Annotated in this window: 14 protein-coding genes; 5 read left to right on the top strand and 9 right to left on the bottom strand. The window is 45.5% G+C overall.

Annotation, left to right across the window (positions count from 1 at the left end):
• Positions 1-25 precede the first annotated feature (25 nt).
• The 6 genes from AC1DSE_RS00685 to AC1DSE_RS00660 all read right to left on the bottom strand — a co-directional run bounded on the left by AC1DSE_RS00685 (position 26) and on the right by AC1DSE_RS00660 (position 6,960).
• Positions 26-1,129, bottom strand: a complete 1,104-nt coding sequence (locus AC1DSE_RS00685) for a glycoside hydrolase family 88/105 protein (RefSeq protein ID WP_441874619.1) — start codon at positions 1,127-1,129, stop codon at positions 26-28.
• A 53-nt stretch (positions 1,130-1,182) separates the two neighbouring features.
• A complete protein-coding gene (locus AC1DSE_RS00680; protein ID WP_477511265.1) occupies positions 1,183-2,058 on the bottom strand; it encodes a carbohydrate ABC transporter permease in 876 nt (291 codons plus the stop codon).
• 63 nt (positions 2,059-2,121) lie between these two features.
• Positions 2,122-3,084, bottom strand: coding sequence for an ABC transporter permease (locus AC1DSE_RS00675; RefSeq protein ID WP_441874618.1), 963 nt, complete (start codon positions 3,082-3,084; stop codon positions 2,122-2,124).
• 71 nt (positions 3,085-3,155) lie between these two features.
• Positions 3,156-4,715, bottom strand: a complete 1,560-nt coding sequence (locus AC1DSE_RS00670) for an extracellular solute-binding protein (protein ID WP_441874617.1) — start codon at positions 4,713-4,715, stop codon at positions 3,156-3,158.
• A gap of 240 nt (positions 4,716-4,955) precedes the next feature.
• The gene (locus AC1DSE_RS00665) at positions 4,956-5,141 is read right to left on the bottom strand and encodes a hypothetical protein (protein ID WP_076266352.1); all 186 of its coding nucleotides are present in this window, start codon (positions 5,139-5,141) and stop codon (positions 4,956-4,958) included.
• Positions 5,142-5,439: 298 nt separating this feature from the next.
• Entirely contained in the window at positions 5,440-6,960 is a 1,521-nt protein-coding gene (locus AC1DSE_RS00660) for an extracellular solute-binding protein (RefSeq protein WP_441874616.1), read from the bottom strand.
• 145 nt (positions 6,961-7,105) lie between these two features.
• Between AC1DSE_RS00660 and AC1DSE_RS00655 the strand changes: the two genes are divergently transcribed.
• The 5 genes from AC1DSE_RS00655 to AC1DSE_RS00635 all read left to right on the top strand — a co-directional run bounded on the left by AC1DSE_RS00655 (position 7,106) and on the right by AC1DSE_RS00635 (position 14,079).
• Positions 7,106-9,409, top strand: a complete 2,304-nt coding sequence (locus tag AC1DSE_RS00655; RefSeq protein WP_477511266.1) for an AraC family transcriptional regulator — start codon at positions 7,106-7,108, stop codon at positions 9,407-9,409.
• Between the two features lie 65 nt (positions 9,410-9,474).
• Complete coding sequence (locus AC1DSE_RS00650) at positions 9,475-9,993, top strand: DinB family protein (protein ID WP_441874614.1); 519 nt, start codon at positions 9,475-9,477, stop codon at positions 9,991-9,993.
• A 122-nt stretch (positions 9,994-10,115) separates the two neighbouring features.
• Complete coding sequence (locus AC1DSE_RS00645; RefSeq protein ID WP_441874613.1) at positions 10,116-10,538, top strand: DUF1284 domain-containing protein; 423 nt, start codon at positions 10,116-10,118, stop codon at positions 10,536-10,538.
• Between the two features lie 237 nt (positions 10,539-10,775).
• Positions 10,776-12,488, top strand: a complete 1,713-nt coding sequence (locus tag AC1DSE_RS00640) for a sensor histidine kinase (RefSeq protein WP_477511267.1) — start codon at positions 10,776-10,778, stop codon at positions 12,486-12,488.
• A complete protein-coding gene (locus tag AC1DSE_RS00635) occupies positions 12,466-14,079 on the top strand; it encodes a response regulator transcription factor (RefSeq protein ID WP_441874611.1) in 1,614 nt (537 codons plus the stop codon). The genes AC1DSE_RS00640 and AC1DSE_RS00635 overlap by 23 nt, the downstream gene beginning before the upstream one ends.
• 59 nt (positions 14,080-14,138) lie before the next feature.
• Here AC1DSE_RS00635 and AC1DSE_RS00630 read toward each other — a convergent pair whose 3' ends face one another.
• From AC1DSE_RS00630 to AC1DSE_RS00620, 3 genes are all read right to left on the bottom strand, one after another.
• Positions 14,139-15,836 carry an extracellular solute-binding protein gene (locus tag AC1DSE_RS00630; RefSeq protein WP_477511268.1) on the bottom strand — a complete coding sequence of 566 codons (1,698 nt, stop codon included), beginning with the start codon at positions 15,834-15,836 and terminating at the stop codon, positions 14,139-14,141.
• A 106-nt stretch (positions 15,837-15,942) separates the two neighbouring features.
• Positions 15,943-16,821, bottom strand: coding sequence for a carbohydrate ABC transporter permease (locus tag AC1DSE_RS00625; RefSeq protein ID WP_477511269.1), 879 nt, complete (start codon positions 16,819-16,821; stop codon positions 15,943-15,945).
• 18 nt (positions 16,822-16,839) lie between these two features.
• Positions 16,840-17,805 (bottom strand): ABC transporter permease, encoded by a 966-nt coding sequence (locus AC1DSE_RS00620; protein WP_477511270.1) that lies wholly within the window; start codon positions 17,803-17,805, stop codon positions 16,840-16,842.
• Between the last annotated feature and the right edge of the window lie 98 nt (positions 17,806-17,903).

Below are 17,903 nucleotides of genomic sequence, written 5' to 3'. Positions count from 1 at the left end.
GCCGCAGAGCTTTCTCTTTTATACGCTACTCCTTCCGATCAACAAGCGACTCCATCTCAACACATGCCATAATGAAAGCCCCGACGCCGTGCAGATCGTTCTGGCTCGTTGGGCGCGTGACGTAGTTTTCATAGTCGCCAGCCGAGGTGCCGATGCAAATATCCGGCAGGATGAAACGTCCCTGCTCGTCAGACTGCACCACTCGAACAAGCCCTTCAAACCCGCGCCTTGCCGCATCCAAGCACTCATCTCCTACAAGGCCAAGCTTGTAGGCTCTTGCTAGCGTATAAACGAACAAACAAGTACAAGAAGTTTCCAGCCAATTATCAGCCAAATGGCCTTTGTCCACGACCTGATACCAGAGTCCGCTCTCTCCATCCTGATACTTAATCAGCGACTGAGAGAAATCAGCCAGCACGGCTTCCAGCTCAGCACGTCCCGCTTCGCCTTCCGCTATTTCATCAAGAAACTGAGCGACTGCAAGACCATACCAGCCAAGTGACCGACCCCAAAACTCTGGCGAACAGCCGGTCTCAGGATCTGCCCAAGGCATCTGCTTGCTCTCATCCCAAGCGTGATAGAGCAGCCCCGTCTTCTCATCCCTCATATAGCGTCGCATCAGCTGCTCTTGATGCAGAACCATATCGCGCAGCGCTATTTCTCCGTAGGCGTTCGCATATTTTAGCGCAAATACTCCGCCCATATACAAGCCGTCCAGCCACATATTGTAGGCATATTTATCCTTGTGCCAAAAGCCGCCCTCCGAGGTGCGGTGCAGCGTGTCGAACAGGCTGCGCAGCTTATCGGCTGCGATTCGGTATTTGCGCTCATCGCCTTGATCATCTAAACGGAACAATAACAGCCCCACTTGGATAGCATCCAGCTCGTCACGGGCAAAATCAAAGTTGCCGCATTCATCCACCAGCTTGTCTACGTAGCGCTTAATATAAGCAGCGTAACGTTCATCCCCCTCCGCTTGCCACAGCATCTCCATCCCGCAAAGAAACACGCCTTGGTGATAATGCCAGCGGCCAGCAGGAGGAAGCTTTTCTGGCAAATAGGTGTCCATTAATGAATCACAAGCGGCTCTCGCCCAATCGATAGGTGTCAATTTCACATCATTTCGCATCCAAACAGTACTCCTCTCCATTTTCCACTGTTACAGTTCAAGCTCAAACAACATCAACCTTTAATCGAGCCCAGCATCGCACCCTTAGCGAAATGCTTTTGCAAAAACGGATATACGATCAGAATAGGCAGCGTCGCTACAACAATGACAGCCATCTTCACCGTCTGATCCGGCGGCGGAACTGCTGCATCCAGGTCAGAGCTGTAGTCTAGGCCGCTAGCCAGCACGACGATTTGGCGGAGCAGCACCTGAATCGGCCACTTGGCGCTGTCATCCAAGTACAGAATCGCACTGAGATACGTATTCCAATAGGTGACCGCGTAAAATAATGAAATGGTAGCGATCGCGGGCATCGATAGCGGAAGCACGATACGGAACAAGATGCCGAAGTCGTTGCAGCCGTCGATTTTGGCCGATTCCTCAAGCCCTTCGGGTATATTTTGAAAAAAGTTTTTCAAAATAATAAGGTTGAACGCGCTGATTGCCGACGGGATAATGAGCGCTGCATAGCTGTCGATCAGCCCCATCTCGCGCACAACAAGAAATGTCGGAATGAGCCCTCCGCTGAACAGCATCGTAAATACAACGAGAAACATAATTCCCTTGCGTCCGTCGAGATCTCTTCGCGACAAGCCATAGGCCATCAACGCTGTTGTGAACATGCTGAACAGGGTGCCGACGATCGTAACGCCGGTCGATACCGTCATGGCACGAAAAATCGTATTGGTCGAGAAAATGAATTTATAGGCATCAAAGCTCCAAATCGTTGGCACGAGGATGAACTTCTTCATCGCCATCTCGGCGCTTGTGCTGAATGATCCGGCAACAACATGCAGAAACGGAAGCACCGTAACGAGCGCGATAATGGCAAGGAGCGTGAAGTTCACAATGGAAAATAGCCGCCCGCTAAACGTTTTATCCTCTACCATGCTGAATCCTCCTTAAGTTTTTGTAGTGAAGCTTCTGGCGACTTAACCTTCGAGCGCCTTATCCTAATAGATGCCTTCCTCGCCCATCTTCTTCGCGAGCCTATTGGCCGTCATTACAAGCACAAGCCCGATAAAGGATTTGAAGAAGCCAATCGCCGTGCTGTAGCTGAATTTCCCCTGTCTAAGTCCAGCCGTATAGACATAGGTATCGATAATCTCAGCAACCTCACGATTCATCGAGTTCAGCAGCAGGTACACATGCTCGAACCCAAGCTCAAGCACATCGCCGATCTTTAGAATGAGCAAAATAATAATAACGCTACGAATGGCAGGCAGCGTAATATGCCATACCTGTCTAAGCCGGCCCGCTCCATCCATCCGTGCTGCCTCATAGAGGCCAGGATCGACGGAGGCGATGGCCGCCAAATATATGATCGTTCCCCAACCCGCTTCCCGCCAGATCACCTGAATGATATAGGTTGGTCTGAACCACTCGGGACTGAGCAGGAAATTGACTTTTTCGAATCCAAAGTACTCAAGCAGCTCGTTCACAATACCGCCGTCCGACGTTAGCATGACGAAGCTGATCGACACAATAATGACCCAAGACATAAAATGCGGCAAATACACAAGCGTCTGAAACGTCCGTTTGAAAAAAGAGAATCGAACCTCGTTCAGCATAAGCGCCAGCAGGATCGGGATCGGAAAATAAAATAATAAATTCATGCCAAACAGCAGCAGTGTATTCGTTAAAATGTTCAAAAAATCAGGCTCGGTGAACAAACGTTCAAAATGCTTGAAGCCCACCCATTCACTCCCGCCAATACCCTTGAACGGCTTATAGTCTTGAAAGGCAATAGCAAGCCCAAACATCGGAATATATTTAAAAATAATGAAGAAAAGTACGCCCGGCAGCAGCATGACATAGAGCCATTTGTTTTTCCAAAGCCGCTTCTTAAGCTCGCTCGTTCTAGGCTGAGGTACCCTTGCCAGTTGAACCGCGTTTTCCTGATGAGCTTCTTGCATATGGGTTCTTCCTTTCCACGGGAGGTTATAGAGACTGCTCGAGCATGCGAGCAGCCTCTATGGGCTATTCTTTATTTTTTGTAAGCAGCATTGTATTCCTCGATAATCTGAGCCCCGCCGCGCTTCTTCCAATCCTCAACCGCTTTGTCGAATCCAGCCTTATCAATCGATCCATAAATATATTTGTAAGTGGCATCCTTTATAATTTCCTGAAGCTCCGTGCCCTTCTCGGTATACGTTTTCGAATCAAGCGGCGCAGTAGGATCGGCAATGGCGATCTTCTCGTTCTCGATAATGAGCTGCTCCGCATGAATTCTCGCCGGAAGCTCGTGGAAACCATCGTACATACCGTTTGTTTCCGGCTCACCAATAACGCTGTCCTTAAAGCCTTTGACCTCGCGCTCCGTCAGCTCTTTATCTGCCGATGCTTTTGCCTTGCCATCCACTACCGTATAATGAGTGCCTTCAATGCCCCAGAACATCATGTTCGCCACTTCCGGCGTCATCAGCTTATCGAAGTAAGCCAAAATCTTCTTCAGCTCGGCTTCATCTTTAATCGCAGATTTCGGGAATAACGCTACGTTGTTGTAGCCCGGAATGGACCATGATGCCAGCTTCCCGTCTGGTCCAGCAATCATGCTGTGTGTATCAACGACTGCGGTCGGCACGTTTTTAACAAGGTCCTTCACTAGTGAGTCCACATCCTGCATGGAGCCGATGTATACGCCTGCCTTGCCGCTCGTGAACATATTGACTTGATCTGTTTTGCTTGTCGCTGCAAAGTCTACGTTCATCGCTTTGGCGTCGCGAATTTTTTTGATAAAATCCATCGTGGCTGCATATTCAGGCGTCGTAAACTCTGGAACAAGCTGGCCGTCCCGCTCACCCCAGTTGTTCGGCGTGCCGAACCATGCGGAGGCCGTTTTGAACGCACCATATACGAGATCGTTCCGGTCAGCTAAACCAATCGTGTCCGGCTTGTTGTTGCCATCCGGGTCGCCTGTCGTAAATTTCTCCATCATCGCAAACAGCTCATCCACGTTAGCAGGTGCGGCGAGGCCAAGCTTATCTGCCCAGTCCTTGCGATAAATAATGCCTTGGCGAGCCAGCGGTCTGCCGATGTATAGCGAATATAGCTTGCCATCCACTTTTGTATTGTTCAAAATCTCTTCCTTCAGCTTGCTCAGGTTAGGAAACTCGCTGAAATAAGGGCCAATTTCCCAAAACTGACCGTCTCTGATCGCTTCCTTCATTTGAACGAAGGTCGCTTGGTTCTTCAAATAAGTAACCTGCGGCAGCGAACCCGTCGCAAAGGATGCGTTCAGCTTCTCCTCATACGTGTCTGCCGGAAAAAATTGATACGTTAGTTTTGTGTTCGTCAGCTTCTCCAGCTCGTTTTTGATTGTATCTGGCGGTGTCTCTGCGATGTTAAGAGGCAGCATGATCGTAATTTCAGTCGGCTTCTCCGGCTCTGCCGGTTTGTCTGTCTCTTCCGTCTTTGCTGCGCTGTCATTGGTTGCTGCTGGCGGCGTACTATTTTTTCCGTTATTGCTGCCGCTTGAGCAAGCTGCGAGCAATAAACTAAATGTTAAAACTACGCCCATCAGAATCGAAAACGATTTTTTCTTCATACAGCGTTGACCTCCATATATCGTTTTGGTTGCTACCTCTTCAAGCTACCACCTGGAAGAAGAGTGCCGAAACAATCATTTGTTCATATGGCATATCGTTTTAGAGGCATCTGAGCTAATGATTATTGCCGCTTCTGGTGACACTTTTGACTAAATACCGCAACACAAAAAGGGTGAAGATCGCTCTTCACCCTCAAATCATGTAGTTTATATGAAATGGCACTTATTTCATGGCGCCCTTTACTTCCAAGCAGAAACCTTGATCTTCTTATATTTGTTCACGAATCTTCTCTCCAGCTTCTTAAAAAAACCTTGGGTCTTTTTCTCTTCTTGTATGTTGCGCAGACCTCGTATAAGCAGCTGGTATCTCCATTCGTTATCATATCCGAGTTTATGTACTTCTTGGAAAAAATCAGGTTTCATCATACGTCACACTCCATGTCGTCTTATTCACTTCTGCCAATACTTAAGCAGATTCTTATTATATACTGCTGTTCTATGCAATTTCTAAACAATTTACGGGATTTTTCGACAATAATATATCTTTTTTATTTTAAAATCGATATTTATACCTAGTTCTTTGTGCTCATATGAATTCACTTCTATTTTTTATAAGCAAAAAAATAGCAGCCACGCAGGGAATAAATAACCTGCTTAGCTGCTCTATAAATAATGATATTGCCTACTTCTCTTTTAATATGCTGTTACTTGGAATCCGGCCCGCTCATTGCTTCTTGAAATATGCATCCGTATACTCGCTAATCATTAAGCTGCCTCCGCTGCGCTTCCAGCGTTCGACCTCCTGATAAAATCCTTCCATACTAATCTGTCCGAGAATATATTTGTATGTCGCGTCGGAAATGATTTTGTACAGCTCCATGCTCTTCTCATCGTAAGTCTTCGATTCAAGGCCAATAACCTTATCCGTCACGAGAAACTTATCGTTATCTGCGCTGAGACGCTCCGCCATCTCCCACATCGTTTCTTTCTCTGCTACCTTAAGTACATTCGGATTGCTTAGATCGGCAATCATAAGCGGATAAAGCGCGTTGACCTCTGTTACGCGCAGCTGCGACGTCTCTTCAGGCAGTTGAACCTCTTCACCCTCCATAAGATAGTGCTTGCCTTCTATCCCATACCGCATAAGATTGGCAACATCCTTATCCATCGTACGGTCGAAGAACGCAAGCTGCTCCAGCAGCTCCTCCTCCGTCCGAATCGCCTTTTTGGAAAATAAATATAGCCCGTTATAATTCGGAATCGACCAGACACGATACCCTTCCGGTCCTTGAATGCGATTCACCAAGGTGAAGCGCGCAGCAGGATTGATCTGCTTCGCTTCATCCGAGAGCCGCTGCACGTCGGTCATGCTGCCGATATATACGCCTGCTGCACCTCGTATAATGTTAGCCCGCTGCATCTCCTTGCTCGTTACCGCAAAATCCGCGTTAATGAGCTGCTCATCATACAACTTCTTCATGAAATTCATCGTATCCATGTAGGCTGCCGTTTCGAACTCTGGAACTACCTTCTTATCGACGATACCCCAGTTGTTCGGCGTGCCGAAATAAGAGCTCAGCGTCTTAAAGGCCCCAAATACCAAATCATTACGGTCAGCCAGCCCGACGGTATCCTTTATCCCATTGCGGTCCGGGTCACCGAGCGTAAACTGCCGAATGACCTCATACAGCTCCTCAATCGTTCCCGGCTTGTCCAGCTTGAGATTATCCAGCCAGTCTTCCCTTATAATAACGCCTTGTCTAGACGATGGCCGCTCCGTGTAAAGCCCGTATATGCCGCCATCTATTGCGGATTGCCCCAAAATGCCGCTATTCAAATGCCTTAAATTCGGGAACCGCTCCAAATAAGGGCCGATCTCCCAGAATGAGCCCGAGCGAATGGCATTTTTCACAAAAATATAATCGGTATGCTTCACGAAAGTCGCCTTCTTCAGCGAATTTGTGGAGAGGGCTGTGTTCATTTTATCTGTGTAGATGCCGTCCGGTACCCAGTTAATATCAAGCTTCACATTTGTTAAATCCTCGATGAGCGCAATGATCTCTTCACTTGGCGGATGGGGAAAGTGCAGCGGTGCCATAATGGAGATCGTCGTTTTTGTGTTTGCGTCTTTTCGCTCATTTGGAGCAGAAGATGCGGTGCATGAAGCGCAAATGAAAAGGATAAGCAGCACGATAAAAAAGCGACAGCCTGCGCGTACTCCTATGTTCCGTGAATGGATTACCACCTTAATCCCCCTTGTCTTATCAGCCTTTTCTCTTCATAATCTAAGGAAATGATTATTTGCGCGATAGATGATTATTGCTCAAAATGTATGCGTTTACTAAAATAAAGCTAATGCTCGCTCATTACTAGACAAGGTGTTGATAGCTGTGCGATCTTTAACCTTTTTAAGCAAGATGACGATCTTCGGCTTTCTGCTCAGCACGCTTCCCGTCATTTTTATCGGCGCATTCTCGTATGCGACCTCTTCCAGTGAAATTCAGAAAAATGTAAACCGTGGGAAAATGCAGCTTATCATGCAAATCAACTCCAATGTAGAGCAGAAATTGACGACTGTCAACCACACGCTGAATCAGGTTATTAACTCGACCGTGCTCAAAAAAGCGATGAATCAGCCGCTAACCGTCAACGATTTTGTGATGTATGATGACCTGCGGAACGAGATCCGCCATATGCAATCCTTTGACACCAAGCTTGAGGATGTCATCCTGATCAATGAGCGCCATAACTGGATGATCAAAAATTCCGGACTATATTCGTTTGAACAATATGCTTATTTCGATGAGCTGTCCAGCCTTATGCAAATGCCCGAAGGAACCTCGTGGGTGCTTAACCCGTCCAGCTGGTTTTATAGTGAGGAAGCCGCGGAAAGCGCTGCTTGCAGCTACAGCATCAGCCTCGTGAAGAAGCTGCCGACCAATGGGCTTGAAAAATACGGCTTGGCGCTCGCCAACATTCCGACCTGCAGCTTGCAGGAGCTGCTAAAGAGCGATGAGGACCCTTTTTCGACCATTATGATTTTGGATGATCAATACCGTATTCTGCTCCATCCCGACCAAGCATTAATCGGCAAGCCTGTGCTCGAGAGCGGACTGCATATGGGACAGCTCACTGAGCCCTCTGGGCAGTTTACACAATCGATTGAACAGAAGGATTATTCCGTCACCTATTACCGTTCCGACCTTAACGGCTGGATCTATCTCTCTGCCACGTCCATTGCCGGCATGACGAAGGAATCAAATAAAATTGGCACGTATACACTTTATGTATGTCTATTTATGCTCACGCTATCCATGCTGCTCGCTTGGATCGGCTCACGGCATATGTATTCGCCAATTCAATTGCTTTTGAATCAAATCGGCGAGCGTCTAACCGACATTCAGAAGCGGAAAACAAATGAATTCCAAGCGATTGGCGAACGCGTCACCCATTTATTCCAGTCCAAATCCGAGCTTGAAAAAGAGGTTAGGCAGCATATTCATCAAGTGCGCACCTTCTTCTTCATGAAAGCCTTCCAAGGCAACATCAAGTCAAGTGAAATTCCGGAGAAGCTGGCTCAATTCGGCTATGGCTCTCAGCTAAAAGAGTGGAAAACGATGGCCGCGATTACGCTGCAAATTGATTTTCCTGATAACAGCCGTTACTCCAAAAGTGATTTGGAGCTGCTCCTATTCGCTGTCCATAACATCATCGAGGAGCTTATTCCCTTCGAGCAGCGACTTGCCCCGATCATTATGGATCAAACGATTGTGACGATTATCGGCAGCGCAGAAGTGGGCAAGGAAGCTTTCCACAATGCAAAATACGCGTTAACGGAGCATCTGCAGCAGCAGATCGCAAGCTACCTAAACGTGCAGGTCAGCATTGGCATGAGCTTGCCGTTCGACTCCTTCTCATCGCTGTCGACAGCGTACAGAGAAGGCCTTGAGGCACTGAAGCAGCGCATGAAATTAGGCGAAGGCATCATTATTCAGTATGAGAATGTGAATGCCGGCAAACATTATTTGAATCTCAACTACCCAGGGCATATCGAGAATGAGCTTATCGATGCGATTAAGCTGGCCGAGAAGGATAAATCAAAGGAGCTGCTGCGAGCTTTTTTGCAGGCGGTATTTGTCGTGGAGCTATCGCCGCAGGAATATCAAATTCCGCTTGCCCGGCTGCTCAATAATCTGTTGATCGTTATGCAGGAATCAGGCGTAAGCCTTAATCAAATCCATCCGTTAAAGGGTTCCCTGCTTGAGGAGCTGCTTGAGCTGCATACCTCTGCCGAGATCGATGATTGGTTCTGGACTAGCGTTGTTTATCCAATGATCAACATATTCAAGGATCGTCAGGAGGCGCAGTACCACAACATTTCGGAGAAGATCATTGACCTCGTACAGCATTTGTACGACACCGATCTTACGCTAGAAGAATGTGCATCGCGGCTTCACTATAATGCCAATTATTTAAGCAGCGTTTTCCGTAAGGAGACGAATTATTCGTTTAGCGAGTATTTGTCGATGTACCGTTTCAAAATGGCAAAACAATGGCTCGCTGATAGCGAGCTGCCAATTAAAGACATCGCTGCAAAGCTGTGTTACAATAATCCGCAAAACTTCATCCGTTCCTTCCGCAAACAAGAGGGAATTACTCCAGGGCAATACCGCTATAAAAAACGCAGCGGATAGCCGATAAAAATAATGAAAGCTTTTGGAAAATAAATGCTCTTCAATATGAATGGGAGGCTTTACGCATGACACAACGACCGTCACGGGATGAATACTTTGATTATTATGAACAGTATATCGGCCTAGTAGGCGAAGGATCTGTTACGGAATGGCTGACAAAACAGCTCGCAAGCACAACTGAATTGCTTTCCGATATTCCCGAGGAGCAGGCTAATTACCGCTATGCGGAAGGAAAATGGACGCTTAAGGAAGTCATCGGTCACATCTCGGATAATGAGCGCGTCATGAGCTACCGTTTGCTTCGAATCGCACGGGGTGACAAGACACCTCTTGCCGGCTATGATCAGGACGAATTTATGAACGGCGCCACCTTTCAAGAATGGTCTTTATCACAGATTATCGAGGACTACATCTCGGTTCGCCGGGCTACTCTCGCTTTGTTGCGCGGCTTGTCGGATGAAGCATGGCTTCGCATTGGCGTAGCTAATGGCGGCAATATCTCCGCTAGAGCTCTCGCTTACATTATTGCCGGACATGAGACTCATCATTTGAACATCATTCAAGAAAAATATTTAGGAAAATAAATCGTTTTCTCTTATTCGCTCATTAACTTAATGAATAGCTAGATAAAATCCTATATGTAAACCTTTTATTATGATAAAATGGTTAACATATAGGATTTTTTTGCATGAGGAGCGGTACTTCTATGACGATTCGATTACGAGGACACCATCTGCTTTGTCTACTAGGCTACCGAGGTATGGGTTATTCGGATGATTTCTGCGTCAATATGACTGCCATTTACGAATTGCTGCTCGCAAAGCCTGAAACTGAAATTGAAATTATTTTAGGCCCAGACGATGTTTGCAAAGCATATCCGCCGGACAAAGCCTATCATTGCGAGGGAACCGTCTACAGCTTGGATGCAGCGATACTCGCAAAGCTTGGGCTCCAAGTAGCTGAGCGAGGAAGCTGGCAGTCCATATGTGACCGCGTAGCTAAAACGATGGTGCCTGAGGACATCAGTCATCTATGTATGACCTGCCCTTGGGAAAAATATGGCGTCTGTGCGGAGGGTGTTGGCCTCGTTATACAAGGCAAGTCTTTGCCTAAGGTAGGCATTAAGTAGACCTATGGAGAAAACATCAATGCAGCTATGTTATATTCGTTACAAACGAAATACAGCTAAATAGAACTAATTAAATTATTAATTCCCACAAGGCTGCGCTGAAACTGGCGCAGCCTTTTATTTAGTGCGCAAAATAAGCTGATTAATGCCTAATTATTAGTACAATTCCCACCATGCTTATTAAAATATAGTAAAATAGAAGGTGCTGCTATTTAAATTTCCGGAGGAATATTAATCATGAATGCTGGTCTTTCTATATTTCAAAAGCTGATGCTAGGGCTACTGCTCATGTTCTTCTTAATCATCATTATTTTCTGGATTATATATCGGCTTAATGTAACGGACATCCAAGAAGAACTAAAGAAAAACAAAATTGGTGAAGTCAAATTCATGACCTCACAACTCTCCACCCAGTTCGAGCAAGTCCTTATGAATACGACGACCATGTCTGAAGACCATTCGGTCAGAGGATATCCCTATGTCCTGCAATTCGGGGATGCCTATTCCAAGTACGAAGCGAAATTAGCTATTATTGACAAGCTCGCTCTCAACAGTGCCTCTACATCCTGGAACAACACGATCACTCTCTACTACCCTGATTTGAAGGAAACCGTCTCTTCCGACAGTACATTATCCTTCTCAACCTATAATCCGCCCTCCCAACGGCTGAATAAGTGGGTCGTGCACTGGGAGAAGGATGGTACTGGATATTATTCTAATTTGACCCGGAGCCATATCGGTCCATTGCTTATTGAAACAAGAGTGTCTTTGGATAATCTACTTAAAATGATGAAGCAGTACTCATCCGGAACCCCTTTGCTTTATGATTCTTTTAACAAAACGATTATCCAAACTGGTAATTCCCCTCTACTGGAGGATACGACAGGCCGAATTATTCCGTTAATTGAGGGAAAGAGCGGCTTTTTATCGGTCGACGACAATGGAACTGAATACCTGCTCAACTATATGAAATCTGACTTGCTTGATTTGTACTTTATAGATTACCACCCTATGCGTCAGTTCATTGAGCCTATTTCTCAAAATAATATTCTTTTTATATTTTCCATCATTGTGCTGCTGCTTATTTCACTGATGTATAGCCTCGTGCTGCGCAGGCAAGTGCAGACACCTGTTATTGTACTAAGGAAGGCTATTGACAAATTTGATCGCGGTGATTTTTCTAGTCGTGTCATCGATCTTCATGCAACCGAGTTCAGAATGCTTGGCAACTCCTTTAATCGTATGGCCGAGAATACGCAGCGACTCATTGAGCAGGTGCTCGTTGCAGAGCTGGAAGTTACCGAAGCAAGACTTAAGCAATACCAAGCTCAAATTAATCCCCATTTTTTGTATAACTGCTTGAATTATATTCAGAGTAAAGCCAGCATCGAGGACCATGAATCCGTAACTGCGATGACGCTTCATCTCGGAGCTTATTGCAGATACGTTCACAAAATTGAAAATATCGATTCTACCATTAACGAGGAGCTTGTCTTCGTTGAGCACTACTTGTCCATTTTACAGTTGCGTAAACGGTCGATGACCTTCTCTATTGAAATCCCACCATCCATGTGTATGTATCGCTTGCCTAGAATGATCCTTCAACCGCTTGTCGAGAATTGCATTCAGCATGGCATAGAACCCTCTCTGCATCCCGGTCATATCAAGATTAGTGCGGAGGAGGACGAGCAGTCCCTGCGTATATTGATTCAAGATAGCGGAGTCGGAATAGCGGAGGATAGACTCTCTATCGTTAATCAACATATTGAGGAACGCATATTTTCTGAGAATAAGGTAGGTACAGGCATGAGGAATGTACACCAGCGTATCAAGCTATATTTTGGAAAGAGATCTGGGCTGACTATTCAATCTAAATTAGCCGAAGGAACTTGTTATATCATTACAATTCAAAAGCAGGAGGACAACCATGCTACAAGTATTATTAGTTGATGACGAATCCTATGTCGTCGATGATCTAGAAATTGCCTTCCCCTGGACCAAATATGGGGTTGAAAAGGTATATACAGCTTATTCCGGCATAGAGGCGCTGCAGGTCATTGAACGGAATTCTATTGATATTCTCATTACAGATATTGCCATGCCAGGAATGACTGGACTAGAGCTCATTTCACGAGTTAAAGAATTTAATAAGGCAATCAAATGCATTCTGCTTACTGGCTATGCGGAATTCGAATATGCCCAGGAGGCGATAAAGCAGGGGGTCGTAGACTATTTAATTAAGCCGCTTGATCATAATAAGCTCGGCCTCTGTCTTGAAGAAACGATAAATATCATGAAAGAGGAGATGGAGCAGACCGCATCCTACGAGCAGGCTTTATTCACGTTCCGGGAGCATCTTCCTGTCATGAAGGACAAGCTCCTTAATGAGCTGCTGCAAGGCAAGAACTACTCGGAGGAGGCTCTTGTCGACAAGCTTTCCAGCTTCTCACTGACCTATGGGAAAGACGATGATGTCTTTCTTCTTGTCATTCGTCTGGAGGAGCATTTCAACCGCTATGGACAAAACAGCCTGCTGCTTTTCGAATATGCAGTGACAAACATCGCTTGCGAGCTGCTCGAGGACTCCTTCGAGACTTGGCATTGCCGAGATGCTTATGATTATCTTATATTTACGCTCAAAGCAAAACAAACAGACGGGTTTCAGAACTCTGAAAGTCTATTAAAGGAGCTTACCAGTCGTTCACTCCAATTGCATCGTAATGTGAATGAATACTTGGGGGGCGGCATATCGGTCATCCTTACCTATCCGGGAAAATTCAGTAGTGATCTTCGCCATATGCATGAGAATGCAGTCACAGCAATCAGAAAGCAAGTCGGAAACGGTACAGGCTATTTTCTAGCGCTTGCCGAGCAGCCGTCACAAGTATCCTACGTTCGATCCATGAACGTATTATATGATCCGCCTACGTTTATCCATCTGCTGGAAACCAGCCAATGGGACGGATTTGAAGACAGATTGAACCAAGTTGAGGAAGCTTTCAGCGCTTTATCCGAGCAAACGGAAGAGCATTTGGATGCAATAAGTACGGTGCTCATGTCCTCCTTCCATTACATAGCTCATAGAAACAATGTTCTCCTGTCAGATGTAGCGGGAAATGCGCTTATGTATAGACAAACGTTCCGCTCACTTTGTCAGCTTATTGAATGGGCAAAACAGCTTGCCTTAACACTAAAGGAGAAGCTGGAGAAAGACGTTTCTAGTCAACAACAAGCAATTATTCGAGAGATCCAAGTATTTATTTCATCTCATCTGTCGACAGTCAGCCTGCAATCGATAGCCGATTGCGTATCCCTCCATCCTGTTTACGTATCCAAGCTGTTCAAGCAGCTGAGCGGCAGCAGCCTGAGTGAGTATATTCTCAGTGTGAAGATGGAGCATGCCGTTGCTTTGCTCCGAAATTCAACCGATAAGGTATACGAAATTTCGGATAAGCTCGGTTATTCAAATTCACAATACTTCATTAAGGTATTCAAGGAGCAGCATGGTATGACCCCTCAGGATTTTCGGGATAAGACCTAGTTGAATTAAATAACAGCAAGAAGGGCAGCCCATAAATGAGCCGCCCTTCTTGCTGTTATTTATTTTGACTTAATTTCATCGTACCATTTGTTGACTTCTTCCGCTATTTTCGCTCCGCCTGAAGAATTATATCTTTCAACAAAAGCATCGAATTCATCAACCGAGGTTTTATTATAAATGATTTTGTTCAGTACTTCCTTCTCCAGCTTGCTTAGCATATCGCCTTTGGATAGCTGCGTCTCCGTAGGAGTACCAGTAAACATACTAGGCATAATAGCATCCTTCTGATCAACAACAATCTTCGCCGCTTGCATTTGCTCTGGAATAGAGGTAGTAAGCGTCTCTTCATACGGCGTGGACGGCTTTTCGCCGTTCGCTAGTTTTGCTAACCCGTTGATACGAAGAAAAGGAATGATGGCTCCATCAAAGGTTAGTGTATATCGTATGGCATCTACCCAACCGCCAGGGATTTTATCACTATCCTGCTCGCGGTAAATCTCACCGTTCGGGCCAATATCATAGTCATACCCTTTTGCGAAGCCTTTAGAGAATGGACCATCCCCATCAGGGTTTGCCCAGTTGTCAAATAGGTAATTCTGATAGACGAAGAATGCATCTTTATTTTTCATGTTTTTATTGATAAGAACCGCACCTGTGCTAATTGGAGTTCCATGACGGCCAACCTTGCCATCAGGACCAGCAGGCAGCGGATACGGCTTATATTCAGAAGTAGGGACATTTGTTTTCAAATCGGGAATTGGCCAGCCTGTCATCCAATAAGGGCCAACAATGATACCTGATTTGCCAGCTGTGAAAGCTTCTGAAGCCTTTACTTCATCATACAGTCCCGACTCTTGCGAAATGTAGCCCTTCTTCATCCAATCCTGCAGCTTGGAGAGTGCAGGCTTCATCTCTGGCTGAATAGAACCATAGGCAAGCTTGCCATCGGCCCCTACGTTCCATTGGTTTGGCATTACGCCAAACATGCCAAACACCCATCCTGTCTCGGACATCCAAGTATTCAAATTGTTTTTAAAGCCAACGGATAAAGCTGTGGTATCCTTCTTGCCATTACCGTCTGGATCCTGATTAGTAAAGGCCTCCATTACCGTTTCAAGCTCATCGATCGTCTGAGGAGCCTTCAAGTTTAATTTTTTCAACCAATCTTCACGAATATACATGACTGGATCATTATTGTAGGCATTCTCCAAAATCGGAATTCCCATTCGTTTTCCATCACGCATGTACGGGTTCCAAACCGTTGGGTCCTGTGCCATTGCTTCTTTATAGGTATCGGAAGCATATTTATCGAACAGTTCTCCTGCATCCGCAAACTGCCCGCTCGAAATTAAATCAGCAATCAGCGTTGGATCGCCCCTGAATGAAATAATATCCGGCATTTCCTGCCCCGAGGTAAGCATCAGCCTAAGCTTCGTTTGGTAGGCATTGTTTTGATCGCTGACCGTCCATAAGTACTTAATATCAATACCCAAAGTGTCTTTCGCCCACTTTGTATGAACGTTATTATCAATATTTTCGCCATTTTTGAATTTCAAATTGGTTGTAATAGGGAAGACCGTCGTAATGGAAACAGGCTCCACATATTTTCCATTGTCGAACTTCGCTGAATAAAAGGAATCATTATCGGCCTTTCCTTCTGTTTGATCGTCTTTATTGCTGCCGCAAGCTGCAAGCGATGCCATCAGCATTGCCCCTGTCATAACCATAACAGCCGGCTTTTTCAATTTAGTTAGCATATCTTTATTTCCCCCAATGGAATTTATTTGGTTTGCTTTGACCCTTCCAACCAAATCATAGATAGATCCTACTGTGCAGCAACACCCCTCTCATGAAGCAAATCCATTATTCCTTCACGGCACCAAGTACAATTCCTTTGACGAAAAATCTTTGAAGGAACGGATACACAAGGAGAATGGGTGCCATGCCGATAAAGATTTGAGCAGCCTTTACGGTTCTTTGTGAAATATTTTCCAAGTCTTCAGGACGCACCGTCACTTTGCTGAAGTCTTGCTGTACGATAATGGTCTGCAGGAAAGTCGCAAGTGGATAGTTTTTATGATCAGTCATAAAGATTAGACCATCAAACCAGGAATTCCAATGACCAACCATTGAGAATAACGATAGTGTAGCAATTGCAGGCATCGATACTGGCAAATAAATACTGAATAGTGTTCTCAGATGGCCGGCTCCATCGATGAATGCGGCTTCCTCCAAATCCTTAGGCACCCCACGAAAGAAATTAAGAAGGAGTATCATATTCCATACTGATACAGCTCCAGGAATGATAAGCACCCAAAGCGTATTCATCATGTTCAGCTTTTGAATAAGAATGTAGAAGGGAATCAAGCCACCGCTGAACAGCATAGTGAATACGAAAAACCACGTATAAATACTTCTGCGTTTAAAATGGTAAGCTTCTTTAGATAATGGATACGCCGCGAGCGTAACGAGTACCATGCTGATCAGCGTGCCTAATGTAGTACGCTGAACAGCCACCCACAGAGAGCGAATAAAATTCTCATTCTCCAATGTCTTGCTATAGGCTTCAACCGTGAACTGAACGGGCAGCAATCCGACCAAATTAGCGTTCGCAGCTGCTTTCCCACTGAATGAAACAGCTAAAATATGAATTAATGGAATAATACAAGCAATAGATAATATAGTTAGGAACGTATAGTTGATCACTGTGAATAATTTGTAGGTGTTCGATTTATGATACATACTGTCGGTTCATCCTTTCTAGAAAATACGGTAATTGGCCAGTTTGTAAGCCAAGCGGTAAGCTGCGACGATAAGCACGAAGCCTACGACCGATTTGAAAAGCCCTATTGCTGTGGAGAATCCGAACTTGCCGTCTATGATACCGATACGATAGACAAACGTATCAATAATATCCCCTTTGTCGAAAACCAATGCATTATACAGATTGAATATTTGGTCAAAGCCCGCATTCAATATATTGCCTAAAGAGAGTGTTCCAACCACGATTGTAATTGGGATAAGTGCTGGGATGGTAATGAACAAGGTTTGATGCCATCTGTTCGCTCCGTCTACTTCCGCCGCCTCGTACAATGACGGATTAATTCCTGCTAGTGAAGCAAGGAATACGATCGTTCCAAATCCAAACTCCTTCCAGACATCGCTTACAACAACGATAAATCGGAACCAATTGCCGTCGCCGAGGAAGAATATCGGTTTTAAACCGAACACCGCGCCTAGAAACTGATTGACGAGTCCTTCACTGGACAGCATGTCCAGCAAGATGCCCCCTATGATGACCCAAGAAAGGAAATGCGGCAAGTAAACCAGCGTCTGTACCGTCCGTTTGAAAGCCGCCTTTCTCACTTCATTGAGCAAGAGAGCGAAGGTAAACGGAGCGATGAGTCCTGAAACCATCTTCATTCCGGCTATAATAACGGTATTCCAAATGACTTGTACGTACTCTGGCGTACTGAAAAGGTAACGAAAGTGCTCCAAGCCAATCCAATTGGATTGGGAAAATCCTAGCCAAGGCTTGAAATCTTGGAAAGCAATTACGAGTCCGAACATTGGAATGTAAGCAAAGATTAAAGTAAGGATAACCGCTGGCAGCAGCATCGCATCCAGCACCAACGCCCTTTGCCATTTGGAGCGGCGATCCGTGCGTTTAGACAGCTGTGGAGCGGTCTCTGCAAGGGCATCTGCTGGCGTTATTGATTTCTTCATTTGTGTGCTTCCCTTCTGTTTGAATGACATAAACCCTATCTGTCCTATCGTCTGTTCTCATTATAAGTGGCGCCTAGAGACGCTACTATGATAAATCA

This window comes from Paenibacillus sp. 01L418 (assembly GCF_056400045.1).
Note: the sequence above shows the minus strand (reverse complement) of the source record. Positions and strands in the feature narration are given on the sequence as shown.

Coding starts and splice junctions, on each gene's coding strand:
- AC1DSE_RS00675 (WP_441874618.1), bottom strand. CDS start 3,084: ATGCAAGAAGCTCATCAGGAAAACGCGGTTCAACTGGCAAGGGTACCT.
- AC1DSE_RS00685 (WP_441874619.1), bottom strand. CDS start 1,129: ATGCGAAATGATGTGAAATTGACACCTATCGATTGGGCGAGAGCCGCT.
- AC1DSE_RS00665 (WP_076266352.1), bottom strand. CDS start 5,141: ATGATGAAACCTGATTTTTTCCAAGAAGTACATAAACTCGGATATGAT.
- AC1DSE_RS00680 (WP_477511265.1), bottom strand. CDS start 2,058: ATGGTAGAGGATAAAACGTTTAGCGGGCGGCTATTTTCCATTGTGAAC.
- AC1DSE_RS00640 (WP_477511267.1), top strand. CDS start 10,776: ATGAATGCTGGTCTTTCTATATTTCAAAAGCTGATGCTAGGGCTACTG.
- AC1DSE_RS00650 (WP_441874614.1), top strand. CDS start 9,475: ATGACACAACGACCGTCACGGGATGAATACTTTGATTATTATGAACAG.
- AC1DSE_RS00620 (WP_477511270.1), bottom strand. CDS start 17,805: ATGAAGAAATCAATAACGCCAGCAGATGCCCTTGCAGAGACCGCTCCA.
- AC1DSE_RS00630 (WP_477511268.1), bottom strand. CDS start 15,836: ATGCTAACTAAATTGAAAAAGCCGGCTGTTATGGTTATGACAGGGGCA.
- AC1DSE_RS00645 (WP_441874613.1), top strand. CDS start 10,116: ATGACGATTCGATTACGAGGACACCATCTGCTTTGTCTACTAGGCTAC.
- AC1DSE_RS00670 (WP_441874617.1), bottom strand. CDS start 4,715: ATGAAGAAAAAATCGTTTTCGATTCTGATGGGCGTAGTTTTAACATTT.
- AC1DSE_RS00625 (WP_477511269.1), bottom strand. CDS start 16,821: ATGTATCATAAATCGAACACCTACAAATTATTCACAGTGATCAACTAT.
- AC1DSE_RS00635 (WP_441874611.1), top strand. CDS start 12,466: ATGCTACAAGTATTATTAGTTGATGACGAATCCTATGTCGTCGATGAT.